Below are 26,093 nucleotides of genomic sequence, written 5' to 3'. Positions count from 1 at the left end.
GCGGCGAAGGTGGCAGACGGCTTCAGATGGTTGATCACAGTCCAGATATGACGGCGACCCGCCCGGAAGGGGATGAGATTGCCGCGCCCGCGTCGCAGTGGCGCAGGCATTGTCTTCGGCTTTTGACCGCCGGATGCGTCGCGGCCGCCACGGTAACCGGCGCAGCCCTGCCGCTGCTGCTCGTTGATTCCGGTTTTCGCGGCTATGTTTCGCAGGCGCAGATCGAGGTATCACAGACCGCTTATGATGCACCAGATGCGACCCGCTTTCTGGCGATGGCGCGGCGCACCCTGCTTTCACCTGGCGGGCTGGACCGGATCAGCAGCGATCTCAAGCTGAAGCCTGCCGATCTGGTCGGCGTTCGCAAACAGGGTGAATTTCACCTGCTTGTCGATCTTCTGACCGGCGCGGATGCGCGTCCGCTCTCCCCGCGTGAGGCGCTTAACAGCGCGGTCGGAGATGGGATAGGGCTTGAACTGTCGCCCGACGATACGACGCTGATCGTGACTTCGAGGGCTGCGACGCCAGAAGCGGCCATGCGGCTTACCGACTATCTTTCGATGCGTATCATGGCGGACGGCAAGGCCGGCACCATGACGCCCGCTATGCGGGAGATGGAGCGGGCGCGGACAAGGATGGACGAGGCCGAGGCGGCGCTAAGCGGTTTCCAGATGCGCCATGGCGATGCGGTGACCGAGGTGCAGCAGCTCGAGCAGCAATTGCGTGACGTGAACGACAGAATCACCGCGGCGACCCGACAACAGCAGTCGCTGCAGGCGGATCTGGCGGCGGCTTCGGCCCTGAAACCCAACGATCTGTTCTCCAAACCGCTTCCCTCCGGCATCGCCTTTTCTGCACTCGAGGATATCAGGCAGAAACATGCCGCCGCCAGTATGGCGCTTTCCAGCATCTCGGTCGATTACGGCCCGAAACATCCCCGACACATCGCCGCCCGGAACGCGGTGGATGCCGTACAGGCACTCGCTGCTCCAGCATTGCGCCAACTGCTCGACGCACTGCGCGCGGACGAGAAGCGCCTCGCTGAGGAGATCGCCGATGCTGAAGCCGAGCGGAAAAAGAACCTTGATCGCCTGAATGGTCTCGGTGTTGCTCCGGGAGAGTTCTCCAGACTGCAGGGGGAGCTCGAAACGGCGAGAAACACCTATCTGGAGGCGAGCGAACGCCGCGATCTCTCCTCTGCTACGACGCCTGCCCTTGAGACCCGCCTCGCGAAAAAGGCAGGTCCGGGAGAACTATCGCGTGATCTTGCCCAGGCCGCCATGATGGCGGGCGGCGGCGGCCTGATCGGATTGCTGGGCAGTCTCTATCTTCTGACGTATCGTCGCCATGACGAGGAAGAGCAGGATGCCTCCGCCTTCGAACCGGAATCGGCAATCCGGCTCCCCGAGGAGGAACCCGCGCAATTTTCGGAATTCGAGCCAATCGAACCGGCTGTGTTTGACGATCTGCAATCTCCTGATGCCGAAACGGCCGGCTTGGATGCTGGCCACGACGAGGAGAGCTTCGCCGATTATTACGGCGGTGCGGTTAACGACGATGAGCGCATGCCGCTCGACGAGCGTGTAAGGCAGGTTCTGATGGGCAACCGCACGGTCGAGATCGCCGGTCAGGCACCGTCCGCGCTGCCGCCGCTGCTGGCTGATGCGCTTGCCGGCCACGCCGATCATGCCCAGGCGGAAGCGGAGGAGCTGATGGAATTGCGACGGGAATTGGCGCTCCTGAGGGAGCGTCTCGTCGATTATGCCGACCACCAAGAAGACTACCGCAAAACCGCCTGAAAACGCCGCATTTTAGCTTGCATTCCTGCGACGGGGGCACCATACGGAGCCTACGTAACCCATGAGGAGCAGGACGCATGGCAGTTGTGATTGACGGGAAGGCGAAGGCGGCCTCGGTAACGGAGGCGGTCCGCGTATCGGCAGAAGCGCTTGAGGCGAAAAAGGGCGTCAAGCCCGGTCTCGCGGTCGTCATCGTCGGTAATGATCCGGCCAGCCACGCTTATGTGAACTCCAAGAGCAAGATGGCCAAGCAATGCGGGTTCAATTCCATCCAGCACACGCTGCCGGAGGAGACCACACAGGCTGACCTCCTGAAGCTGGTCGGTGAACTGAATGCCGACACCTCCATCCACGGCATTCTGGTTCAGCTGCCGCTGCCGAAACATTTCAATTCCGATGAAATCATCCAGTCGATCCTGCCCGAGAAGGATGTCGACGGCCTCAGCGTGCTAAATGCCGGCAAGCTCGCGACCGGCGATCTTGCCACCGGTCTCATTTCCTGCACGCCCGCAGGCGCCATGCTTCTGGTGCGCGGCATTCACGGAGACGACCTTTCCGGCCTGAACGCCGTTGTCATCGGCCGCTCCAACCTGTTCGGCAAGCCCATGGGCCAGCTTCTGCTCAATGCCAACGCCACTGTGACGATGGCACATTCGCGCACCAAGGATCTGGCCGGCATCTGCAAGACGGCGGATATTCTGGTGGCGGCGGTTGGCCGCGCGGCGATGGTGAAGGGTGACTGGGTGAAATCCGGCGCGACCGTCATCGACGTCGGCATCAACCGCATTCCCGCACCCGAAAAGGGTGAAGGCAAGTCGAAGCTGGTGGGCGACGTCGCCTATGATGAAGCAAGCGCCGTTGCCGCGGCCATCACCCCTGTTCCCGGTGGTGTCGGCCCGATGACGATCGCGATGCTGATGGCCAACACCGTCATCGCCGCTCATCGCGCCGAAGGCCTGGCGGCGCCGAAGTTCTAGACGTTGAAACGGCCGGCTACGCTTTCGGAGCCGGCCCCGTCGAGGCGCGGACCACCAGTTCCGCCTTCCAGAGTTCCTGATACGGCTCCGTCTGGTCGTTCTTGATACGGTTGATCAGGCGCTGGCCCACGCGGACGCCTGCCGCTCTCAGCGACGAGCGCGTGGTGGTGAGCGGCACGGAAAAATTATCGGGTTTCAAAAGCGGCAGCACATCGTCATGGGCGATGAGGGAAATATCCTTGCCGGGTTTCAGGCCTCGCTGGTTGAGCGAGCGGATCGCGCCGAGTGCGAGCGCGGTACTGGCACAGAGAATGGCGGTCGGTTTCTCCGGGCGTGAAAGCAGGGCCTCCATGCCGAGATAACCTTCCTCGTCGGTCATGCTGCCGTGTCTCTTATTGCTCGCATGCAAGGCCAGGCCGTTTGCCGCCAGCGCCTTTTCCACCCCGAGACAGCGCCGATAGGTAAAATCATAGCCTTCCGGGCCATTCAGCAGGCCGATGCGCGTATGGCCAAGCTGAAGCAGGAGCTGGGTCGCGTCACGGAAGGCGCCTTCATTGTCCACGTCGAGGTAGGGATAATCCTCCTCCACGCCGATGGAGCGGCCATGCACGAGGAAGGGCAGGGAGAGTGACTGCATCATGGCGATGCGCGGATCGTTATTCTTCATATAAGCGAGATAGATGCCGTCGACGCTGCCGCTAGCGGCGAGCCCGCGAAGGGCTTCGCGTTCCTTTTCCGGCTCGGTGGGCATGATGACGAGATGAAAGCCGCTGCGCGAGGCTTCCTCGCCAAGACCGCTCAGGAATTCGCCGAAATGCACATCCGAACGGTGATGTTCGCCAATCGGCATCACGAGCCCAATGGAGCCGACCTTGCCGGTTGCCAGCCGCTGTGCCGCGGCATTGGGGCGATATCCCGTCTTCTCCGCGGCTTCCATGACGCGGCGGCGCGTTTCCGCGCTGACCTCGGGATAGCCGTTGAGCGCCCTGCTGATGGTCGTCTGCGAAATGCCCAGCAGTTGCGACAGCTGTTTCAGGTTCATGTCTGTCATTCCTCCATGCGCGCGCCCGGAAAAGGCCAAAAGCCCCTCCTCATTTTCCCAAAGCGCTTTAGATTTTTAACAGCCCCATCCGCTTTTCTCAATCGAAAATGATAGCCGCCTTCCTAAATCAATATGACTATTTCGAAGGTTAGGCAGCGTTTCCGAATAAAGAGCCTCTTGACTCCATCTTGATGACAATGAGATGAATAGGTAGCCAAAGCGCTTTGATTGGAGAGGACGCTTTGAGCCTTTTATGTGATGGGAGGTAAATCACATGCGGAAGACCCTTTTGGCGACGGCTGCTTCAATCGTGCTGCTGTCGGGTTCGGCCATTGCCGCCGATCTGAAATTCGCGCCGGGCCAGGACGCCAAGTTCAACTGGAAAAGCTACGAAGATTTCAAAGCGGCCCATGCTGACCTTAAAGGCCAGACGCTGACGATTTTCGGCCCGTGGCGTGGTGAGGACGAGGCTTTGTTCCAGTCCGTACTCGCCTATTTTGCTGACGCGACGGGCGTGAATGTCCGTTATTCCTCGTCGGAAAACTACGAGCAGCAGATCGTCATCGACACACAGGCCGGCTCGCCGCCCAATATTGCCATTTTGCCGCAGCCTGGCCTTCTCGCCGATCTCGCCGCCAAGGGTTTTCTTGTGCCGCTCGGCGACGACACGGCCAAATGGGTCGAGGAAAATTACGGCGCGGGTAAATCCTGGGTCGATCTCGGCAGTTATAAGGGCAAGGACGGCAACAAGGCCTATTTCGCTTTCCCCTTCAAGGCCGACGTGAAGTCGCTCGTCTGGTATGTGCCCGAGAATTTCGAGGAAGCGGGATATAAAGTTCCCGAGAGCATGGAAGACCTGCTCAAGCTCACCGATCAGATCGTCGCTGATGGCGGCACGCCCTGGTGCATTGGTCTCGGCTCCGGTGGTGCGACCGGGTGGCCGGCAACCGACTGGGTGGAAGACCTGATGCTGCGCACGCAGCCGCTGGATGTCTACCAGAAGTGGACGACCAACGAGGTGAAATTCACCGATCCGGCCGTGGTTGCCGCGATCAACGAATTCGGCAAATTCGCCAAGAACGAAAAATATGTGAGTGGCGGCGTTGCGGCCGTAGCCTCCACCGACTTCCGCGACAGCCCCAAGGGCCTCTTCGACATTCCGCCGAAGTGCTACCTGCACCATCAGGCATCGTTCATTCCCTCCTTTTTCCCTGAGGGCACCAAGGTCGGAACGGATGCGGATTTCTTCTATATGCCGACCTATGCCTCAAAGCCTGACCTCGGCAAGCCGGTTCTCGGTGCCGGCACGCTCGTCACCATCACTAAGGAAGCGCCCGCTGCCAAGGCATTCGTACAATTCCTGCAGACGCCGATCGCCCATGAAGTGTGGATGGCGCAGTCCAGCTTCCTGACGCCGTACAAGGGTGTGAACGTCGAAACCTATGCCAATGAGCAGATGAAGCGTCAGGGTGAAATCCTGACCACGGCGACGACCTTCGGTTTTGACGGTTCCGACCTGATGCCCGGCAAGATCGGCGCCGGCGCTTTCTGGACCGGCATGATCGATTTCGTCGGTGGCAAGTCTGCCGATCAAGTCGCCGCCGATATCCAGAAGGCCTGGGACGGCCTGAAGTAACACGGATTAAGACGAGGCCTGGCGGCTCGCTGCCGGGCCTCTTCCGCAGGAACGGCCCGACAGCTGCATAAATCAACGCGGCGCGGAGAGGATCAGGGAGGGAACATGGCTCAACAACTGGTGTCCGCCATCGGCGTTATGGTAGCGGGCGTTTTTGCCTGTGCTGCCTATTACTGGCTATCCGATAAGGCGTTGCAGGCAATCTTTCCCGTCCGCTCGGGAGATGTCCTTCATGCCTCCCGCAATCTCAATCGCCGTGCCGCCGTCCGGCCTTGGCTGTTCATCGGCCCGGCGCTGATCCTGTTGCTCGTCTATCTTGTGTATCCCGTCATCGCGACGCTGATCCTCTCCTTCTACGACCGCACCGGCAGCGAATTCGTCGGTCTCGCCAATTATCGCTGGGCGTTTTTCGACGCCGGTTTCCGTCAGTCGATCTTCAACAACATTCTCTGGCTCGCCGTCGTGCCGGCCGCCTGCACCTTCTTCGGCCTCGTCATCGCCGTCATGACGGACCGCATCTGGTGGGGCAACATCGCCAAGTCCATCGTCTTCATGCCGATGGCGATCTCCTTCGTCGGCGCTTCCGTCATTTGGAAGTTCATCTATGAATACCGCGCCGAAGGTCAGGTGCAGATCGGCCTGCTGAACGCCATCGTCGAGTTTTTCGGTGGTAATCCGCAGGTCTGGATTTCCATGCCCTTCTGGAACAACTTCTTCCTGATGGTCATCCTCATCTGGATTCAGACCGGGTTCGCCATGGTCATCCTCTCTGCGGCTTTGCGCGGTATTCCGGAAGAGACCATCGAGGCGGCTGTCATCGATGGCGCCAATGGCTGGCAGATCTTCTGGAAGATCATGGTTCCGCAAATCTGGAGCACTATCGCCGTCGTCTGGACGACGATCACCATTCTCGTGCTGAAGGTCTTCGACATCGTGCTGACCATGACCAACGGGCAATGGAACACCATGGTTCTCGCCAATCTCATGTTCGACTGGATGTTCCGCGGCGGCGGTGATAGCGGCCGAAGCGCTGTTATCGCGCTCATCATCATGGCGGCCGTCACCCCGATCATGGTCTGGAACATCCGCCAGGCAAACCGCGAGATGGAGGGCCGCTGAGATGGATATTGTCAAACGCCTCCGCCGCGTCGGCCTGCCGCGGCTCATCGTTCACGCCAGCGTTCTGATCGTCGTGCTGCTCTGGCTCTTGCCAACGCTCGGCATTCTCGTGAGTTCGCTGCGCGACAAGGATCAGATCACGGTGTCGGGCTGGTGGACCGCTTTTTCGAGCTCCGAACAAACGCAAGCCGTTCGTCTGGCCGATGCCTCGGCTCAGAAGCAGGATGGCAGCCGCTACGTCATATCAGGCAATGTCTTCGAAAACGGCCAGGGCGGAAAGGTTGCGGCCTTCGGCGTGCGCGTGCAGGAGCCGACAGCTTTCAAGGCAGGTGAAGCCGCTGACATCGGCGATGGCGAGACGCTGCTTATCAATGAAGACGGCACTTACGAATATAGCAAAGCCGCGAGCTTCGAGGGTTCGCGCGGCAAGCGCGTCTACATCTCTGTCGCAACGCCGCCCGTCTTCACGCTCGACAATTACCGCACGGTACTCACCTCGGAAGGCATCGGCCAGTCCTTCGTCAACTCGCTGACAGTTGCCGTGCCCGCAACCGTCATCCCCATCCTCATCGCCGCCTTTGCCGCCTATGCCCTGTCATGGATGAGCTTTTCCGGCCGCAATCTGCTGATTGCCATGGTGGTGGGCCTGATCGTCGTGCCGTTGCAGATGTCGCTGATCCCGCTTCTGAGACTGTATAATGAAATTGGCACCATCTTCGGCGTGCCGTCCAAGACCTATGCCGGTATCTGGCTGGCGCACACCGCCTTCGGACTGCCGCTCGCCATCTATCTGCTGCGCAACTACATTTCCGGCCTGCCGAAAGAGATCATTGAAAGCGCCCGTGTCGATGGCGCCAGCGATTTCGAAATCTTCGTCAAGATCATCCTGCCGCTCTCTTTCCCGGCACTCGCTTCCTTCGCCATCTTCCAGTTCCTGTGGACCTGGAACGACCTGCTCGTCGCCATGGTGTTCCTCGGCACACAGAAGGACGAGCTGGTACTGACGGGTGCACTCAACGCGCTGCTCGGCTCGCGCGGCGGCAACTGGGAAATTCTTACCGCCTCGGCCTTCGTCACCATCGTCGTGCCGCTCGGCGTCTTCTTCGCTCTTCAACGTTATCTCGTGCGTGGCCTGCTGGCAGGCTCCGTCAAGGGAGGCTGATCATTCCATGAACGCCCATACCACACAGGACACTTCCATGACCGCTTCGGTGACTTCCGCTTTGACGCCCAACAAGGACTGGTGGCGCGGCGCTGTTATCTATCAGATCTATCCGCGCTCCTATCAGGACTCCAATGGCGACGGCATCGGCGATCTCAAGGGTATCACCGATCGCCTCCATCACATCGCAGGCCTCGGTGCCGATGCGATCTGGATTTCGCCCTTCTTCACCTCGCCGATGAAGGATTTTGGATACGACGTCTCGAATTATGTGGATGTCGATCCGATGTTCGGCACGCTAGCCGATTTTGACGGGCTGATCGCCGAAGCCCACCGTCTCGGCATCCGCGTCATGATCGATCTCGTTCTGTCGCACACCTCGGACCAGCATCCTTGGTTCGTGGAAAGCCGCGCCAGCCGCAACAATGCAAAATCCGACTGGTATGTCTGGTCGGACAGCAAGCCGGATGGCACGCCGCCCAACAACTGGCTGTCGATTTTCGGCGGCTCGGGCTGGCAGTGGGATCCGACCCGCATGCAATATTACATGCACAACTTTCTGACCTCGCAGCCGGACCTCAACCTGCATAATCCGGAAGTGCAAGAAGAGCTGCTGAATATCACACGCTTCTGGCTGAAGCGCGGCGTCGATGGTTTCCGCCTTGACACCATCAACTTCTATTTCCACGACCTTGAGCTGCGCGATAATCCGGCGCTGGCGCCGGAGCGCCGCAATGCCTCCACCGCGCCTGCGGTCAATCCCTATAACTTCCAGGAGCATCTCTACGACAAGAACCGCCCGGAAAACATCGCCTTCTTGAAGCGCTTCCGCGCCGTACTGGACGAATTCCCTGATATCGCCGCCGTCGGCGAAGTGGGCGACAGCCAGCGTGGCCTCGAGATCGTCGGCGAATACACCTCCGGCGATGACAAGATGCAGATGTGCTACGCCTTTGAATTCCTCGCGCCCGATGCGCTGACCCCGCAGCGTGTTGCCGATGTACAGGCGGATTTTGCGAGAGCTGCACCGGAAGGCTGGGCCTGCTGGGCTTTCTCCAACCATGATGTCGTGCGCCATGTCAGCCGGTGGGGCGAACATGTCGAGGACAAGGATGCTTTCGCGAAGGTGCTGTCGGCACTTCTCATGACCCAGCGCGGTTCCGTCTGTATCTATGAGGGCGAAGAACTCGGCCTCACCGAAGCCGATATCGCTTTCGAAGATTTGCAGGATCCTTACGGCATTCAGTTCTGGCCTGAATTCAAGGGCCGCGACGGTTGCCGTACGCCGATGGTATGGGACGCCGGCCATGCGCAGGCCGGGTTCTCGACGGCCGACAAGACGTGGCTGCCGATTCCGACCGAGCACAAGCAGCGCGCCGTGAGCGCCCAGCAGGGCAATGAGGCTTCGGTGCTGGAGCATTACCGCCGCTTCCTCGCGTTCCGCAGGCAGCATCCGGCTTTCGCAAAGGGCGGCATCGAATTTCAGCCCGTGCAGGGTGAGGTGTTGAGCTATACCCGCAAGCTGGGCAACGAAACCGTTCTTTGCGTCTTTAACTTGTCAGCGACGCCGGCAGAGGCCACGCTGCCGGAAGGGAACTGGGAGGTTCTTGAAGGCCATGGCTTTGCAAGCGGACTGAAGGGCAGAAGCGTCGAACTTCCGGCATGGGGCGCTTTCTTCGCCCGTTACGCCTGACAGATGAGGGAGGAACACCCATGACAAGTCTCGTTCTCAAGGATATCCGTAAATCATACGGACAGGTGAAGGTGCTGCACGGCATCGATCTCGATATCGAACAGGGCGAATTCATCGTTTTTGTTGGCCCCTCCGGCTGCGGAAAATCGACCCTGCTGCGCATGATCGCCGGGCTGGAGGAAATCACCGGCGGCGAGATGTATATTGACGGCCAGCTTGTCAACGAAATCCCGCCTTCGCGTCGGGGCATCGCCATGGTGTTCCAGTCCTATGCCCTTTATCCGCACATGACTGTCTACGACAACATGGCCTTCGGCATGAAGATTGCCAGGGAAAGCAAGCAGGAGATCGACCGCCGCGTTCGCGCCGCCGCCGAAATCCTGCAGCTCACGCAATATCTGGAGCGATTGCCAAAGGCGCTGTCCGGCGGCCAGCGTCAGCGTGTCGCCATCGGTCGCGCGATCTGCCGCAACCCCAAGGTCTTCCTGTTCGATGAGCCGCTCTCGAACCTCGATGCGGCTCTGCGTGTTGCCACGCGCATTGAAATCGCCAAGCTCAACGAGCAGATGGCCGATACAACGATGATCTACGTTACCCACGACCAGGTGGAGGCGATGACGCTCGCCGACCGTATCGTCGTTTTGAACGCGGGGCGGGTGGAACAGGTCGGCGCGCCGCTTGAGCTTTATGAGAGGCCGGCCAATCTTTTCGTGGCGCGTTTCATCGGCTCGCCCGCCATGAATATTATCGGTGCGAAAGTGACCGCCACGGGTGAACGGACCTCCATCGAACTTGCCGGCGGCAAGACATTGGTCGTCGATGTTCCCACATCCGCATCTGAGCAGGGCAAGGCCGCAAGCTTTGGCGTTCGGCCGGAAGACCTGAGCATCGCGACGGGCGACGACTATCTATTCGAGGGAAAAGTCGCGATCGTGGAGGCCCTGGGTGAGGTGACCCTGCTTTATCTCGAAGCGCCCAAGGGCCAGGAGCCGATCATCGTAAAGGTGCCGGGCATTGTTTCCGTGGGTAAGGGTGAAACCCTGCGCTTTGCCGCCCTGCAGGAGAAGCTTCATCTTTTCGATGCGGAAGGCAAAGCCTACCGCAAGTAAACGGTGGCGATACTGAAACAAGCCCCGGAACTGTCCGTTCCGGGGCTTTTTACTGGTTATCGGCCGTGTGGAAAAACGTCGGAAATGTCCCGCTTCCGTCCTGTTTAAGCTGACGCTGATATGAATTGTTAAAGACTATGGCCTAGTCTCGTCCTATTGGTAAGCATTGGGAGTTCGGGCGTGCAGAGCGGTGCGGGTGTCATCAGAAATCATTATCTGAGCAAGGAAGAGTCCTTCATGTATGACCGCGAAAGCCGGTTCCGCATGGAAGACACCATGAACGCGGCGCGCATCGAATATACCGAAAAGGCCGTGATGCACATGGCGGCACGCCGCTGCGACGTCATTCGCATCTCCCAGACAGAGGCCGTGCTGGCGCTACTGACCAAGTACAACCTGCCGAACCAGTTCTATCTCGATATCCCCGATGCCCGCATCACCAAGATCGGCTGCGTGATGTTGCGCGTCAACGCCAACAACACCATCCATGTCCGTTTCCTGCGTATGCTGACTCAGAAGGAGCTGGATCGAATTTTCGTATTCAGCACGCACCCGGCCCACAAGGACCGCAAGCTGGATATCCGGTCGTTCTAAGACCCTGACGATTTGCGGCTTTAGGAAAGCCCGCCCAGAACCGTCTGCTTCAGCTTCACATCCGGCACTTCGATGAAGGCGAGATCGCTGCGGCCGAAATAGGATTTCTGGTTGGTAGCGGACCAGTCGTTGCAGACCAGTTTGTAACGGCCTTTCTTCTCCGGCTTTTCCGGCATGGCGTAGAGATAGTCGCCCGTGCGTGCGGCGAGCGGAATGTTGCTGTCCTGATTGCATCGCTTGAGGATTTGGACGAGCGTTTCGCTGTCCACTTCGGTCACCATCAGCTTGCCGTCGAAGCGCAGCGAGGCGTTGAAATCATAACGGCGAATATCGCCTGCAGGCAGGCCTGCGCCGAAAGAGGTGTGGCCGATGAAACCGACATCGGCGCCGGTCTTCGCGGCGATCAGATGCGCCACATGACGCCCGCTTCGTCGACGGTCATCGCCTTGGCGGCCTTGCCGACAACTTCCCGTTCTTCTGCGGTCAGGTGCTTTTCAAGCGTCTGCTCGATGAGGGTCTTGAGAGCCGGCGAGGCGGGAGCATCACGATGGATGGTGACCGTCTCAATGGCGCCGGCCTTGCCGGGACCGGTAATTGTCGCGACCGTCATGGAGGTGCACCAGGAGCCGGTGTGGACATAGCGCGTCGCGCCCTCTTCGTGCACGAAATTAAGGTGATCATGGCCGCCCACCAGCAGCGTGCCGTCAGGCAGCACCGGCAGAATATCGCGGTCGGCGACAACGCCGGCGTGGCTCAGAACAATATTGATCGCATCCGCTTTGACGATTTCGGGCAGATTGGCCTTCGCCCATTCCACCGGCTGCGGAATGTCCAGCATCTCGCGCGTCGCCTTCGGATAGGTATTGATTGCATTGGTCGCGAGGCCCGCGACGATGACCGCCCGTTCGCCGGCCTTCACCGCGGCACTGGACGGCGCATAGGGGTTGCCGCTTCGCTTGTCGATGATGTTGGAAAGCACGGTGATGCCGAGGGCTTGAGCACGGCTGACGAAATTGGCGAGGTCATTGTCAATATCGGGCTCATGATTGCCGATATTGATGACCGTGGGGGCAAGCTTGGCGAGCGCCGCAAGGAAGGTCCATTCGATTTCGCCGGCCGAACGTGTGGCCACCGCGTTGCCGAGTTCGAAAAGGTCGCCATTTAGCAGGATGATGTGGGGCGCCTTGTCGGCCGCGATACGCGTTTCGATGGCCGCGAGAAGCTGGCCAATACGCTCATAGGCCGAATGCAGATCGGAGATGACGATGGCACGCAGGGCTACATCCTGCGCCGTTGCCGGCATGGCCGCTGCCATCAGCGGCAGCATGGCGGTGCCCGCCATAAGCTTCAGCACATCGCGGCGGTTGCTTGAAAAAATCGTCATGTCATGCCCCATTATCCGAAACTGCGCCGTCATCCCACGGCTGGTCGGGAACGCCTTAAGAGGCGATCATCACAGCCGCATGACAAGTTTGGCGTTTAAGGCATGGGAAATAAAGCTGTTTCTGCGTCCGCCCGTCCCGGGCGTGAAAGTGCGGTGGGACGATGCCGCAGAGCGGGGTTTAAAGACGAAAGCCGCATCCAGCCTTCGCCTTTTGGAAATCAATGAAACAGGACGCTGGCACCTTGATCGGCAGGACCGGCATTACGGCGGAAGGGGGCGAAAAGTTCGCGGCCCATGCCCCATTCATTGCCGGAGAGATCGGCGCGCGCCGGTTCGCGTTTTGACAGTTCGGCGGCGGACACCAGCACTTCGAGCGATCCGGAAACGGCGTCGAGACGGATGATATCGCCATCGCGGATGAGCGAGATCGGCCCGCAATCGGAAGCCTCAGGCGTAACATGGATCGCGGCCGGCACCTTGCCGGATGCGCCGGACATGCGCCCGTCCGTCACAAGCGCCACCTTGAAGCCGCGGTCCTGCAGCACGCCGAGCGGCGGTGTCAGGCGGTGTAGCTCAGGCATGCCATTCGCCTTCGGCCCCTGGAAGCGGACGACCGCAATGAAGTCGCGGTTAAGCTTGCCTTCCTTGAAGGCGTCCTGAAGCTCCTGCTGGTCGTGGAAAACAATCGCGGGCGCTTCGATGATATGGCGCTCCGGCTTGACGGCGGAAATCTTGATGACGGATTTGCCGAGATTACCGGTCAGCATCTTGAGACCGCCGGTGGGCTGGAACGGTGTTTCGATGCTGGAAAGCACCTTCGGATCGTGGCTCTGCTCGGGGGAGGGCTGGCGGGTGACCGCGCCCTTCTCGTCCAGTAGTGCATCCACGGTGTAGGCGGCCAGACCCTGTCCGAAGACGGTGCGCACATCGTCATGCACGAAGCCCTGTTTCAGGAGCTGCTTGATGAGGAAGCCCATGCCGCCTGCAGCGTGGAAATGGTTCACATCGGCCAGCCCGTTGGGATAAACGCGGGCCAGCAGCGGCACGATGTCAGAGAGATCGGAAATATCCTGCCATGTGAGGATGATGCCTGCGGCGCGCGCCATGGCGATCAGATGCATGGTGTGATTGGTGGAACCACCGGTCGCATGCAGACCCACGACGCCGTTGACGATGGATCGTTCGTCGATCATCTCGCCAGCGGGAGTGAATTCGTTGCCCTGCGCGGTGATGGCGAGCGCTCTCTTGGTAGCCTCGCGGGTCAGCGCGTCACGCAATGGCGTGCCGGGATTGATGAAGGAGGAGCCAGGCATATGAAAGCCCATGATCTCCATCAGCATCTGGTTGGAATTGGCGGTGCCGTAGAAGGTGCAGGTTCCGGGACCGTGGTAAGATTTGGATTCCGCTTCCAGCAGCTCCGCGCGACCGACCTTGCCTTCGGCGTAAAGCTGGCGAATACGTGACTTCTCGTCATTCGGCAGGCCTGATGTCATCGGACCGGCAGGAATGAAGACCGCGGGCAGGTGACCGAAGGCGAGTGCGGCGATCACGAGGCCGGGCACGATCTTGTCGCACACGCCGAGATAGAGGGCCGCATCGAACATGTTGTGCGAGAGGCCGATCCCCGCAGCCATGGCGATGGCATCGCGGGAAAACAGCGAAAGCTCCATGCCGGGCTGCCCTTGGGTGACGCCGTCACACATGGCAGGCACAGCGCCGGCAACCTGAGCGATACCGCCCGCTTCCTTGGCTGCATCGCGGATGATGGCCGGGAAGGTCTCATAGGGCTGGTGCGCCGAGAGCATGTCGTTATAGGCGGTGATGATGCCGAGATTGGGAACCCGGTCGCCGGCAAGGATGTCCTTGTCGGCGGGGGAACAGACCGCAAACCCGTGTGCAAGATTGCCGCAGGAAAGCACGGAACGGTGAACGCCTTTTGAGACCTGCAGCCGCAGCCGCTCGAGATAGGTCTCGCGATAGGGCTTGGAACGTTCGACGATGCGGGCGGTGATGGCCTGAATGCGGGAATCGGCGGACATGGGCGTTCATCCTGTTCGTTGGTCGACAGCCGGCGTTCCGGGAGGCGAATGCCGGTTGTCGTGTTTCAGTCTTCATGTCTTCGGGGCGCTTGTCGCGGACCGCAGGAGCGGCCGTCGCGTCGGCTTATGGCGCCCAGTAAATATCCACTGGCGTTTCTGCCCGGTTCAGCACGGCACGGACGGGCATTTCTTCCTCATCCTCGCCCGACTGCGCCTTCTCCAGCGTCGCCTTCTTGGCGGCGCCTTCGATATGCAGCACCAGGAAACCGGCATCGTGCAGGCTGGAGAAGTTGAAGGTCAACCGTTCCTCGCCGGCATTCTCGGCCGCCATGGTCAAAACGCCGCGCGGCTCATCGAGATCAAGCGCTTCGTAGAGATTGTCTCCACCGGGAAAGAACGAGGCCGTGTGGCCATCCGTTCCCATACCGAGAATGACAACATCGAAGGGATCGCAGATCGCTTCGGTCTTGACGGTCGCAAGCGTTGCCGCATCCTCCGGCGAGGCCGCCGGCTGGAACAGCGGCACGAAATAAGCCGCCTTCGCCTTGTTTTGCAGAAGATTCTCGGCGACGAGACGATGATTGGAGCGATCGCTTTCCGGCGGCACGAAACGCTCGTCCACCAGCGTCACGCTGATATTGGGCCAATCGAGATCGTGCTGGGAAAGCGCCTGAAAGAACAGCTTCGGTGTAGAGCCGCCAGAGACCGCGATGCTTGCGGTCCCCCGTTCCTTGGTTGCCGCGTCGAGCCGCTGGGCGACATCAGCCGCAAGCGTATTGGCAAGATCGGAGGCGCTATCGAAGGCGTGGATTGTTTCGCTCATCCGTGCGCCCTCAGTCGGCATCGTGCCAGGTACGACCGTCACGCTCGATCAGTGCGATCGAGCCGCTCGGCCCCCAGGTTCCTGCCGTGTAACCCTGCACGCCTTGACCAAGCTCTTCCCAGCTCTTGAGAATTGGGTCGATCCAGTCCCATGCGGCCTCGACCTCGTCGCGGCGCATGAACAGCGTCTGGTTGGACCGGATGGTATCCATCAGCAGGCGCTCATAGGCGTCGGGGCTGCGCACGTTGAAGGCTTCGGCAAAGCTCATGTCCAGCGACACCTGGCGCAGGCGCATGCCGCCCGGACCGGGGTCCTTGATGAGGAGCGACTGCTTGACGCCTTCATCCGGCTGCAGGCGAATGACCAGCTTGTTGGCCTCGATCTTGCCGGCCGCGTCGTCGAAGATCGAATGCGGGATCTGCTTGAAGGTGACGACGATTTCCGAAACGCGGGTCGCGAGGCGTTTTCCCGTGCGGATGTAGAAGGGAACGCCCGCCCAGCGCCAGTTGGCGATCTCAGCCTTGATGGCGACGAAGGTTTCGGTGTTGGAAACGCCGCCTTCCAATTCTTCCAGATAGCCCTTGACCGGGCCACCTGCGGAAGCGCCGGCGCGGTACTGGCCCCGAACCGTCAGCTTTTCGACGTTGCTGGTGTCGATCGGCTTCAGCGAACGCAGAACCTTCAACTTTTCGTCGCGCACGGCTTCGGCGTTCATGGAAGCCGGCGGCTCCATGGCGACGAGGCAGAGTAGCTGGAGAATATGGTTCTGCACCATGTCGCGCAACGCGCCGGCCTTGTCGTAATAACCGGCGCGACCTTCGAGACCGACTGCCTCGGCAACCGTAATCTGCACGTGGTCGATATGCGCGGAATTCCACAGCGGCTCGTAAAGCGCGTTGGCGAAACGCAGCGCCATCAGGTTCTGCACCGTCTCCTTGCCGAGATAGTGGTCGATGCGGAAGATCTGCTCTTCCTTGAAGACATGGCCGATGGTGTCGTTGAGTTCCTGCGCCGAGGCGAGGTCGCGGCCGATCGGCTTTTCAACGACGATGCGGGTCGAGCGAGTGATGAGCTTGTGTTCGCGGATCTTGTCGGCGATATCGCCGAAAATTCCGGGCGCGACAGCGAGATAGAAAGCGCGCACGCGCTCTTTACCTTCGTCCAGCAGCTTCTTCAGCACGTCCCAGCCATTGTTGCCCTTGGCGTCAACGGGCACGTAGAAAAGCCTGTTCAGGAACACGGCAACCTGCGCGTCGTCATACTCGCCGGCCTTCAGATGCTCCTTCAGGGCGTCCTGTGCGAATTTGCGATATTCCTCATGGGTCATGACCGAACGCGACGCACCGATGATGCGGGTCGGCTCCGTGAACTGCCCTTCGATCTGCCGGTGATAAAGGGCCGGCAGAAGCTTGCGCTCGGCAAGATCGCCCGTGCCGCCGAAAACGACACAATCAAAAGGTTCAACAGGAATGATCTGACTGCTCATATCGATTCTCTCGATCTTCAAGGGTTGGGGCATCAATAATCTAATCGATTTAAAAATGCCAGACTCAGTTATGTGAAATTATGAATTTTGCTTTTGCCGGTGTGCTTGCCGCCGGTAATGGACTGTAAACATTGGACTAAAACCTGTCTCGCAACGCAAACCACGAAAGCGCCAGGAAAAGCAGCGGCGCGCGCAGTGACGTTCCGCCCGGAAAGGCCGGCACTTTAAGCCGCGCGAATGGCGCCAGCATGTCCTTTTTGCCGAGCACCAGATCGGCATAAAGCTTGCCGCAATAATTCGACAGCATCACGCCGTGGCCTGAATATCCACCGATGGAGGTGACACCTGGCATGACCTCACGCACGAAGACCTTGCGCGGCAGGGTAATGCCGACGGAGCCGCCCCAGGAATGGGTGATGTCGATATCCTTCAGCTCGGGATAGATTTCCGCGATCTGCCGGCGGATATGGCTGGAAATATCCCGCGGCATATCTGCCGTGTAAGCTTCGCGGCCGCCGAACAACAGCCGGTTATCGGCCGTCTTGCGGAAGTAACGCACCACAAACCGTGAATCCGCCACGGCCTCCCGGTCTGGAATGATGCCGGGGAAGGCATCCAGCGGTGCGGTTGCGCCGATGAAGGAGCGGATCGGCATGATATGGGCTGCCGTTATCGGTTCCAGATTGCCGATATAGGCATTGGTCGCAATCAACACCCGTGGCGCAGTGATGGTGCCGAAAGGGGTGTCGATGATGGTCTTGCCGCCCACTTGCCGGATGGATTTCGCAGGCGTCATCTCGTAAATCTGAGCACCCGCATCTTTCGCGGCTTTCGCAAGCCCGACCAGCAGCTTAAGCGGGTGTATATGGCCGGTGCCGGTGTCGCGGGTGCCGCCGAAATAATGAGTGGAGCCGACGCGTTTGCGCGCTTCGCCACGCTCCATGTAGGAAATATGCGGATAGCCGTAGCGGTTGTTCATCGCATCGACGCTGCGGCGATAGTCGTCCTCGTAACCTGCCTTGTGCGCCACATAGAGTTGGCCCGGCAGATAATCCATGTCGATGCCGCGGCTGCTTGCGAAATCGCGCACATAATTTTTGGCGTTTTCGGCGATGTCGAACAGCAGCTTCGATTGCTCGAAGCCAATCTCTTCCTCAAGCTCATCGGGGAAAGAGCGCTGGCCGGTGCCGAACTGGCCGCCATTTCGGCCGGAAGCACCATCGCCAAAACGATGCGCTTCGATGAGGGCGACCGAGACGCCGTTTTCAGCGAGATTACAGGCGGCCTGAAGACCCGTGTAACCACCGCCGATGATCGCGACATCCACCTGCTTCGACCCATCGAGCGCGGGATAGTCCGGCCGCTCACCGATGGTTGCCTGATACCAGGATAGTCCCGGCGCAATGGGGCTTTGCCATGTCATGCTCGGGATTCCTTACACGTTGAGAAGCAGGAACTCGCGCTCCCAGGGGCTGATGACCTGCATGAAGGTCTCGAATTCCCCCCGCTTCAGACCGGCATAAAGGCCGACAAATTCGTGACCGAAGATCCGGTCGAACTGTGCCTCGCCCTCCAGCAAGGCGACCGCTTCAAGCAGGCCACGCGGCAGGTCGATCGAGCCTTCATTGGCAGTATCGGCGGTGGGTTCGGTCGGCTCGATGCTGTTGACGATGCCGAGCCAGCCGCAGCCGAGCGAGGCCGCGAGCGCCAGATAGGGGTTGGCGTCCGAGCTGGGCAGGCGGTTTTCGACGCGCCGCGCCTGCGGGCCGGAAATCGGCACGCGGAAGGCCGTCGTGCGGTTGTCGTAACCCCAGGCATTGTTCACCGGGCAGGCCATGTCAGGCGTCAGGCGGCGGTAGGAATTCACATAGGGCGCCAGCATGACCAGCGCATTCGGAACGTAACGCTGCATGCCGCCGACAAAGGAGAAGAATTCTTTCGAAGGGCTGCCGTCTTCATTGGAGAAGATGTTGCGGCCGCTATCGATTTCTACCACCGACTGGTGGATGTGCATGGCCGAACCCGGCTGGCCCTGCATGGGCTTGGCCATGAAGGTGGCATAGATGCCGTGCTTCAGCGCGGCTTCGCGAATGGTGCGCTTGAACAGGAACACCTGGTCGGCAAGCTCGATCGGATCGCCATGGCGCAGGTTGATTTCCAGCTGTGCCGGCCCTTCCTCATGGATGAGCGTATCGATCTCCAGACCCTGCTTTTCGGAGAAGTGATAGATATCGTCGATCAGTTCGTCGAACTCGTTGATGCCGGCGATGGAATAGCTTTGACCGCCAACGATGGAGCGTCCCGACCGACCCTTTGGCGGATGCAGCGGATAGTCCGGATCGTCATTCATGGCGACGAGGTAGAATTCGATTTCCGGTGCCACCACCGGCTTCCAGCCCTTTTCGGTATAGAGCGAAAGCACGTTCTTCAAAACGTTGCGCGGCGTGTAGGGCACGAAATTGCCTTCCGCATCCACCACGTCACAGATCACCTGCGCGGTCGGGTCGGTTTCCCAGGGCACGACGGAGAGGGTGGAAAGATCAGGCACCAGCTTCAGATCGCTGTCGCGCGGCTCGTAGCGGAAATTGGCGGTCTCATCGGGATATTCGCCCGATATCGTGTGGCGATAGAGCGCCGAGGGTAGAGCAAGCGAGGTATCGCCCGTGAATTTCGCCGTCGGCATCATTTTGCCGCGGGGGACGCCGGCAAGGTCGGGCGTGATGCATTCTATGTCTTCTATCCCACGCGCCCTCAGCCATTGCGCGGCTTCGCGCCAGGAGGAAACGCCACGGGTGGAGGAAAGGTCGAGGGGAGGGGTCTTCTTTGCCATGGTTGCCTGTTTTTTCGGGCGGAGCATGGTTTTCTTGGCGGGCATGTATCACCGGGTCTGTGTTTCGACTGTCGCCATCATAACCGTAGTTTGGCAATTGGCGAGGGGGAAAGCGCCATTGACAAGCGGCGGCACTTGGAAAAGAGGAAAGGAAACGAAACGGATGGAATGATGGCAGATAAATGTGACGTGCTGATTTTGGGGGCGGGCGCCGCCGGCATGATGTGCGCCATCCGCGCCGGCCAGCGCGGCCGCTCCGTCGTCGTTCTCGACCATGCGAAAGCGCCGGGCGAAAAGATCCGCATCTCCGGCGGCGGTCGCTGTAACTTTACCAATATCCACGCCGGGCCGAGGAATTATCTCTCTGCCAACCCGCATTTCGCCAAATCCGCGCTTGCCCGATATACGCCGCGCGATTTCATCGCCCTTGTCGAAAAACACCGTATCTCCTGGCACGAAAAGACGCTCGGCCAGCTTTTCTGTGATGACAGCGCCAAGGATGTCATCCGCATGCTGCTGGCTGAAATGCAGGCGGTGAATGCGAAGCTTCGGCTCGAAACGTCAGTCTTCGCCGTGACCCATGACGGCGGCCGTTTTCGGGTGTCGACCTCGGGTGGCGTCATCGAGGCGGAGAGCCTCGTCGTCGCGACAGGCGGCAAGTCTATCCCGAAGATGGGCGCGACCGGTTTTGCCTACCAGATCGCCGAACAGTTCGGCCTCAAGCTCATTGAAACCCGCCCCGGCCTCGTTCCGCTGACGCTTGATCCCGGTCTTCTGGAAAAGCTGAGCCCGCTTGCCGGTGTCGCTGTTCCGGCTGAGGTTTCCCATGGCAAAACCTCGTTCGAGGAAGCGCTATTGTTCACCCATCGCGGTTTGAGCGGTCCTTCCATACTGCAAATCTCCTCATACTGGCGCGAGGGTGATCCCATCCGCCTGAAGCTTGAGCCGCATCGTGATCTGGCCACGGTGTTGAAGCAGGCCAAACAGAAAAACGGCCGTCAGTCTGCCCAGACCGCCCTGTCGGAGATCCTTCCGAAGCGGCTCGCCCAGCATGTCGTCGAACAATCCGCCCTCACCGGCCATCTTGCCGATATGTCCGACAAGGCTCTGGCGAAGCTGGGGGCAGAGGTGCAGGACTGGCAGATCAAGCCCGCCGGTTCGGAAGGTTATCGCACCGCGGAGGTCACGCTCGGCGGCGTGGACACGACCGGCCTCGATTCCCGCAGCATGGCGGCGAAATCCGTGCCCGGCCTCTATTTCATCGGCGAATGTGTCGATGTGACCGGCTGGCTCGGCGGTTATAATTTCCAGTGGGCCTGGGCGTCCGGCCAGGCGGCCGGCGAATTCGCGTGATCGTCTCTGGCCGTGGAAAAGATCGGACCTCTCTCCTTCGTCATGCGGGACTTGATCCGGCATCCAGCCATGGCGCTTCTGCGCCGTAAGGAGTCTTTCGCGATTAAGGACTTGATCGCGCTCGACCCCGGAACTAGTCCGGGGTGACGGAGCTGATGAGACCTGTTCGCCAACCCAGTTTCAGTTGGTAAAGTTGTGGCCCTTCCTCGCTTTTTTAATAATCTGTTAACGGGGGAGGAGTCATCCTGACCGAATGCCAGCAAGGCCGGATCGCTCAATGATCCCGCTGCACATGATGTCACGCTGGAAGCCCTTAACAGGGCATGGGTCGGTTGAGTTTTTCGTCTGGAGCCCGCGCATGAACAGATCTGCACATCGCCGCCCTCGCGCCATTGCCATCGCCCGCACTGACAACGAGAGCCGGCAGTTGGCCTTTCGGCTGAGCCTCATCGCAGCCGGTGCTCTCGCAGCCCTTATCGCCCTCTTCCATTGATCGACGGCTTCTCGCCTTCACAAAGTTGATAAGCGCGCTGAAAAACCGTGACATCCGTGATGCCTCGGCCATATCCCTGTAAAACTTTTCTTCCTGCAGAATGGCTTCACGCCGTGTGCGCGGTCGCTGATTTTCAATAATGGCCCGTGCTGCAAAAATCGCGTGCATGTTCGCTCTCCTTCTTACTGCGGAGGGCCATGATGCACGCCGTTTTTTGATTTATCTGCGCAAGAAAATGCGCTACGTTTTTCAATTATGAAAAACGTCACCTGGGATTCCTACCAGCTTTTCCTCGACGTGTCACGCAGCGGTGGCCTGACGGGTGCCGCCGCGCTGACGGGCTTAAGCCCCGCGACCATAGGGCGGCGCATGGTCGAGCTGGAGGAGCGGATCGGCAAGGCGCTGTTCCAGCGCAGCCAGACGGGATACGCCCTCACAGTGGACGGCCGTGCGTTGTTCGACAGACTTCAGGCTATGGAGAATGCGGCCAGGGATATCGAGGGGTGGCAGAAGGCGTCATCGGCCTCGTCCATCGTGCGGATTGCCGTGGGCACCTGGAATGCCTGGCTCTTGACCAGCAACTTCTCCGCCATCTGCACGGATCGCGATGATTTCCGCATCGACCTTTTTATTGCCGAGCAGAGGGCGTCTCTGGCGCATCGCGAAAACGATATCGGTATCCGCGCTTTCGAGCCGCAGGAGCGCAATCTCGCTGCCATCAAGACGGGGGAGGTTGCCTACGCTCCCTACAGGCTGCGCAATGCCGCCGCCACTGTCGCTGACCGCTGGCTGTCGGTAGCCGAGGAAAACGCCATTTCAACCTATCTTCGCTGGCCGCATGAAAACCGGAGCAACGAGATCGTCGTAACGGTGAACCGGCCAACGGCGCTTCTCGATCTTGTCCTGTCAGGGGCGGGGATCGCGGTGCTTCCCTGTTTCGTGGGCGATGCGGATGCGCGCCTCGTCCGGGAGGGCGGCGAAATCGAACCGCTGCGCCACAATCAATGGATCGTCATGAATAATGACGATCGCCACCGACCCGATATCAGGACAGTGGCGGATCGGATGACCCGTCTGATCAAGAGCCATTCCGATCTCTACGCCGGACGCAAGGGCCGCCCGGCATAGGCCGGCTGCGGATCAGGCGGCGCTTCCCTGCGCAACGATGACGGGGATAAGCAGATCACCCCAGTTGCCGCCGCCGCCATGGTGGCGGGCCGAGCGGACCAGCTCGACGGAAACGCCGGCCTCGACGGCTTTCATGACGGCCTGGTTGAGGCGGTGCAGGTCATTGGCCAGCATGCGGATGGCAGCCTGCTGATCCTGCGTCATGGCGGAGGATTGCTCCTCGGCGCGTTCCTTGACGTGCGTCTTGATGGGATTGTGGGCGTTCATGGCATTTCTCCTCTCGTTATTGTCAGGGGTTTTTGATCTGCTTTGCAAGCCCTTCCCGCGATGGGGAAGGGCGGTTTTCTTGATTTATTCGGCCGCCGGGCGGAACTGGTCGTGCTCGGTGGATTCCTTCATGGCCGTGGTGGACGACGTGCCGCCAGAGATCGCCAGAGACACGGCGTCGAAATAGCCGGTGCCGACTTCGCGCTGATGCTTGGTGGCGGTGTAACCATTGGCCTCTGCTGCGAATTCCGCCTCCTGAAGCTCGGAATAAGCCGCCATCTGCCGGTCCCTGTAGCCGCGCGCCAGTTCGAACATCCCGTAGTTGAGCTGGTGGAAGCCAGCGAGCGTGATGAACTGGAACTTGTAGCCCATCGCGCCTAGCTCGCGCTGGAACTTCGCAATCGTCGCGTCGTCGAGGTTCTTTTTCCAGTTGAACGACGGCGAGCAGTTGTAGGCGAGCTTCTTGCCCGGATGCACCTTATGCACGCCTTCCGCAAACCTGCGCGCCTGTTCCAGATCCGGCTTTGATGTTTCGCACCAGATCAGGTCGCAATAGGGCGCATAAGCCACGGCGCGGGCAATGCAGGGCTCCAGACCGTTCTTGACCTGATAAAAGCCCTCAACGGTGCGCCCGGCATCGTAATCCACGAAGGGACGGTCGCGCTCGTCGATGTCAGAGGTCAGAAGCTTGGCGGCCTCCGCGTCCGTGCGGGCGATGACCAGCGTTGGTACACCCATGACGTCGGCCGCAAGCCGCGCTGCCGTCAGGTTGCGGATGTGCGCCGCCGTCGGGATCAGAACCTTGCCGCCGAGATGGCCGCACTTCTTTTCCGATGCCAGCTGATCCTCATAGTGAACACCTGCTGCACCTGCCTCGATGAAGGCCTTCATGATCTCGAAGGCGTTGAGCGGCCCGCCGAAACCGGCCTCCGCATCGGCAACGATCGGCGCGAACCAGGTGTCGACAGAAAGGCCCTTGCCCTCCGCGGTCTCGATCTGGTCGGCGCGTTGCAGGGTGCGGTTTATGCGCTTGGCCAGCTCCGGCGCTGCATTGGCGGGATAGAGCGACTGGTCCGGATACATGGCCGAGGCCGTGTTCGCATCCGCTGCAACCTGCCATCCCGAGAGATAAATCGCCTTCAGCCCGGCGCGAACCATCTGCATGGCCTGGTTGCCCGAGAGCGCACCCAGCGCATTGACGAAATTCTCCTCGTTGATCAGCTTCCACAGCCGGTTCGCACCCATTTCGGCCAGCGAATGGCGGATTTCGACGGAGCCGCGCAGCCGCTCCACGTCGGCGGCGGTATAGGTGCGCTCGATGCCGTCGAAACGTCCCTGCGGTGCGCCCGGAACAAGTTTGTAAAAATCCGTCATACTTCTCTCTCCCATGATAAATGCGGTTTTCGTAGCGGGCCGTCTTGAACATCATATGGCGCCGTTTGATGTGACTACATTTACATTTTTCGAGATTTGATCGCCAGAATAAACATAAAAACAGTGACTTGAAAGAGGTTATCCTGTAGCGTGCATGACAGAGTGACGCTGTAAAAATGTAAATTTTGTAAAAGAGTATGATCCGTCGATTTTGTAATGGAATTGTATGTGTTGACGGGGGTGGAGGGGAAAGGCTGTGTCGGAAAACAAGATTTTTGCAGGCCCGCGCGTGCGCCGCATTCGCAACGGTCTCGCGCTGACGCAGACGGCCATGGCCGAGGCGCTGGCGATTTCGCCGTCCTATCTCAATCTCATCGAGCGCAACCAGCGGCCGCTGACGGTGCAGCTGCTTTTGAAGCTCGCCTCTGTGTACAAGGTCGATCTGGATGACCTGCAGGGCGAAAACGCCGGTTCCGCCGGGCAGCTGCGCGAGGTCTTCGCCGATCCGCTGCTGGTCGGCGAAGTGCCGTCGCCGCAGGAACTGATTGAGGTCGCCGATGCCGCGCCCAATGCGGCAAGTGGTGTTCTCAAGCTATACCGGGCTTACCGGGAACAGGCGCAGCGCCTGTCCGATCTCTCCGATCTTCTGGCGCGGGAGGGTCATGAAACGATGCTTTCCTCCACCCGCCTGCCGATCGACGAGGTGCGACACGTCATTGAAAACCGCCCGGCCTACTTCCATTCCATCGATGCGGCTGCGGAAGACCTCCACAAACATTTGTCGACGGGCGATGATCTCGCCTCCGGCGTTCGCGCATGGCTCCAGAAAAACCACGGCATCGTGGTCCGCACCCTGCCGGTTCACGCTATGCCGAACCTCCGGCGACGTTACGACCGGCATTCCATGCGGCTTTTTTTATCCGAGCGCCTGTCGCAGCCGGATCAGCTGAGGGAAATGGCGATGGAGACCTGCCTTCTGGCGCTGCGCGAAGAAATCGGTACGGAGCTTGAAGGGCTTGGCCTGAAAGGGGAAGAGGCGAGACGCATTGCCCGCTTCGAACTGGCGCGTTACGCCGCTCATGCGTTGATGATGCCCTATGGCGCATTCCTCGGCGCCGCCCAGCGGGCGAAGTACGATCTCGAAGTCTTGCGGTCGCGCTTCAACGTATCGTTTGAACAGGCGGCCAATCGCATCGTCAGCCTGCAGCGGCCGTCAGCCGCGGCGATCCCGTTTTTCCTGATGGAAATCGACAATGCCGGTAACCGTTTTCGCCTTGCGGGGGCCGGCGGTTTTCCAAGGGCGCGTTTTGGCGGCCTCTGTCCGCGTCTCAATATTCATGCGGCTTTCGCCCAGCCGGGACAAGTGCTCGTGGAAGCGGTCGAGATGCCCGACGGGGATGCTTTCCTCACGGTGTCGCGCACGCTGGAAGGTCCGCAGGCTGGTTTCGGCGAGAGGGTGCGGCGAACGGCGGTGCTTCTTGGCTGCGATTTCGCTCAGGCGGCAGAGACCGTCTATGGCCCGGCCGCTTCGGGCGCTGCGCCCGTCGCCGTCGGTCCTTCGTGCCGGCTGTGCGAAAGACAGGGCTGTCTTTCGCGGGCGGAAGCGCCGCTCACGCGGCCGCTGGGGCTGGATGAAATGGTCACCGGCCTCAGTGTTTTCGACTTCCAGTAGGTGTTTTCATTCGCTTTTTTGCGACCGGAACACATTTGGTTGAAAATGCTGTGCTGCACATTTCCCCCTTGCTCCCTTCTGTTTTCCTTTCTAGTCTCTCCGAAAAAAGGGGA

Annotated in this window: 20 protein-coding genes and 1 pseudogene; 12 read left to right on the top strand and 9 right to left on the bottom strand. The window is 60.1% G+C overall.

The window, feature by feature from the left end:
- Window positions 1-26 precede the first annotated feature (26 nt).
- Window positions 27-1,799: a GumC domain-containing protein gene (locus BLU28_RS02185; RefSeq protein ID WP_077986643.1), complete on the top strand. Its 1,773-nt coding sequence runs from the start codon at window positions 27-29 to the stop codon at window positions 1,797-1,799.
- A gap of 77 nt (window positions 1,800-1,876) precedes the next feature.
- On the top strand, window positions 1,877-2,776 hold the full coding sequence (locus BLU28_RS02180; protein ID WP_077986644.1) for a bifunctional methylenetetrahydrofolate dehydrogenase/methenyltetrahydrofolate cyclohydrolase: 900 nt from the start codon (window positions 1,877-1,879) through the stop codon (window positions 2,774-2,776).
- Between the two features lie 16 nt (window positions 2,777-2,792).
- On the opposite strand, the gene BLU28_RS02175 is transcribed toward BLU28_RS02180, so the two are convergent.
- Window positions 2,793-3,818 carry a LacI family DNA-binding transcriptional regulator gene (locus BLU28_RS02175; RefSeq protein ID WP_004440041.1) on the bottom strand — a complete coding sequence of 342 codons (1,026 nt, stop codon included), beginning with the start codon at window positions 3,816-3,818 and terminating at the stop codon, window positions 2,793-2,795.
- Between the two features lie 274 nt (window positions 3,819-4,092).
- On the opposite strand from BLU28_RS02175, the gene BLU28_RS02170 reads away from it, so the two are divergent.
- From BLU28_RS02170 to BLU28_RS02145, 6 genes are all read left to right on the top strand, one after another.
- Window positions 4,093-5,454, top strand: a complete 1,362-nt coding sequence (locus BLU28_RS02170; RefSeq protein WP_022555633.1) for an ABC transporter substrate-binding protein — start codon at window positions 4,093-4,095, stop codon at window positions 5,452-5,454.
- Window positions 5,455-5,559: 105 nt separating this feature from the next.
- Window positions 5,560-6,573 carry a carbohydrate ABC transporter permease gene (locus tag BLU28_RS02165; RefSeq protein WP_077986645.1) on the top strand — a complete coding sequence of 338 codons (1,014 nt, stop codon included), beginning with the start codon at window positions 5,560-5,562 and terminating at the stop codon, window positions 6,571-6,573.
- A 1-nt stretch (window position 6,574) separates the two neighbouring features.
- Window positions 6,575-7,735 carry a carbohydrate ABC transporter permease gene (locus BLU28_RS02160; RefSeq protein WP_006698177.1) on the top strand — a complete coding sequence of 387 codons (1,161 nt, stop codon included), beginning with the start codon at window positions 6,575-6,577 and terminating at the stop codon, window positions 7,733-7,735.
- A 37-nt stretch (window positions 7,736-7,772) separates the two neighbouring features.
- Entirely contained in the window at window positions 7,773-9,428 is a 1,656-nt protein-coding gene (gene bglA, locus BLU28_RS02155) for a beta-galactosidase BglA (protein ID WP_045532802.1), read from the top strand.
- A 20-nt stretch (window positions 9,429-9,448) separates the two neighbouring features.
- Window positions 9,449-10,537, top strand: a complete 1,089-nt coding sequence (locus BLU28_RS02150) for an ABC transporter ATP-binding protein (RefSeq protein WP_006698176.1) — start codon at window positions 9,449-9,451, stop codon at window positions 10,535-10,537.
- A 237-nt stretch (window positions 10,538-10,774) separates the two neighbouring features.
- Window positions 10,775-11,131 (top strand): hypothetical protein, encoded by a 357-nt coding sequence (locus BLU28_RS02145; protein ID WP_034496014.1) that lies wholly within the window; start codon window positions 10,775-10,777, stop codon window positions 11,129-11,131.
- A 20-nt stretch (window positions 11,132-11,151) separates the two neighbouring features.
- On the opposite strand, the pseudogene BLU28_RS02140 reads toward BLU28_RS02145, so the two are convergent.
- The 6 genes and pseudogenes from BLU28_RS02140 to BLU28_RS02115 form a co-directional block, all read right to left on the bottom strand.
- A pseudogene (locus BLU28_RS02140) lies at window positions 11,152-12,515 on the bottom strand (metallophosphoesterase).
- Between the two features lie 218 nt (window positions 12,516-12,733).
- Window positions 12,734-14,554, bottom strand: a complete 1,821-nt coding sequence (gene edd, locus BLU28_RS02135) for a phosphogluconate dehydratase (protein ID WP_004440058.1) — start codon at window positions 14,552-14,554, stop codon at window positions 12,734-12,736.
- A 124-nt stretch (window positions 14,555-14,678) separates the two neighbouring features.
- Complete coding sequence (gene pgl / locus BLU28_RS02130) at window positions 14,679-15,377, bottom strand: 6-phosphogluconolactonase (RefSeq protein WP_006698174.1); 699 nt, start codon at window positions 15,375-15,377, stop codon at window positions 14,679-14,681.
- 10 nt (window positions 15,378-15,387) lie between these two features.
- The gene (zwf, locus tag BLU28_RS02125; RefSeq protein ID WP_004440062.1) at window positions 15,388-16,863 is read right to left on the bottom strand and encodes a glucose-6-phosphate dehydrogenase; all 1,476 of its coding nucleotides are present in this window, start codon (window positions 16,861-16,863) and stop codon (window positions 15,388-15,390) included.
- Window positions 16,864-16,999: 136 nt separating this feature from the next.
- On the bottom strand, window positions 17,000-18,286 hold the full coding sequence (locus BLU28_RS02120) for an NAD(P)/FAD-dependent oxidoreductase (RefSeq protein WP_077986646.1): 1,287 nt from the start codon (window positions 18,284-18,286) through the stop codon (window positions 17,000-17,002).
- Window positions 18,287-18,298: 12 nt separating this feature from the next.
- Window positions 18,299-19,738 carry a glutamine synthetase family protein gene (locus BLU28_RS02115; RefSeq protein WP_022555640.1) on the bottom strand — a complete coding sequence of 480 codons (1,440 nt, stop codon included), beginning with the start codon at window positions 19,736-19,738 and terminating at the stop codon, window positions 18,299-18,301.
- A 123-nt stretch (window positions 19,739-19,861) separates the two neighbouring features.
- On the opposite strand from BLU28_RS02115, the gene BLU28_RS02110 reads away from it, so the two are divergent.
- From BLU28_RS02110 to BLU28_RS02100, 3 genes are all read left to right on the top strand, one after another.
- Window positions 19,862-21,046, top strand: coding sequence for a BaiN/RdsA family NAD(P)/FAD-dependent oxidoreductase (locus BLU28_RS02110; RefSeq protein ID WP_077986647.1), 1,185 nt, complete (start codon window positions 19,862-19,864; stop codon window positions 21,044-21,046).
- A gap of 358 nt (window positions 21,047-21,404) precedes the next feature.
- On the top strand, window positions 21,405-21,539 hold the full coding sequence (locus BLU28_RS26760) for a hypothetical protein (RefSeq protein WP_262621252.1): 135 nt from the start codon (window positions 21,405-21,407) through the stop codon (window positions 21,537-21,539).
- Window positions 21,540-21,794: 255 nt separating this feature from the next.
- Window positions 21,795-22,667, top strand: a complete 873-nt coding sequence (locus BLU28_RS02100) for a LysR family transcriptional regulator (protein ID WP_077986648.1) — start codon at window positions 21,795-21,797, stop codon at window positions 22,665-22,667.
- Between the two features lie 12 nt (window positions 22,668-22,679).
- Here BLU28_RS02100 and BLU28_RS02095 read toward each other — a convergent pair whose 3' ends face one another.
- Complete coding sequence (locus tag BLU28_RS02095; protein WP_022555643.1) at window positions 22,680-22,934, bottom strand: SMc00767 family acetate metabolism repressor; 255 nt, start codon at window positions 22,932-22,934, stop codon at window positions 22,680-22,682.
- An 84-nt stretch (window positions 22,935-23,018) separates the two neighbouring features.
- Window positions 23,019-24,308, bottom strand: coding sequence for an isocitrate lyase (gene aceA / locus BLU28_RS02090; RefSeq protein WP_004440074.1), 1,290 nt, complete (start codon window positions 24,306-24,308; stop codon window positions 23,019-23,021).
- A 256-nt stretch (window positions 24,309-24,564) separates the two neighbouring features.
- Between aceA and BLU28_RS02085 the strand changes: the two genes are divergently transcribed.
- Complete coding sequence (locus BLU28_RS02085) at window positions 24,565-25,980, top strand: helix-turn-helix domain-containing protein (RefSeq protein ID WP_077986649.1); 1,416 nt, start codon at window positions 24,565-24,567, stop codon at window positions 25,978-25,980.
- Window positions 25,981-26,093 lie beyond the last annotated feature (113 nt).

The organism is Agrobacterium pusense (assembly GCF_900102105.1).
Lineage (GTDB): Bacteria > Pseudomonadota > Alphaproteobacteria > Rhizobiales > Rhizobiaceae > Agrobacterium > Agrobacterium pusense.
This window is presented reverse-complemented; position numbering and strand designations above follow the sequence as displayed.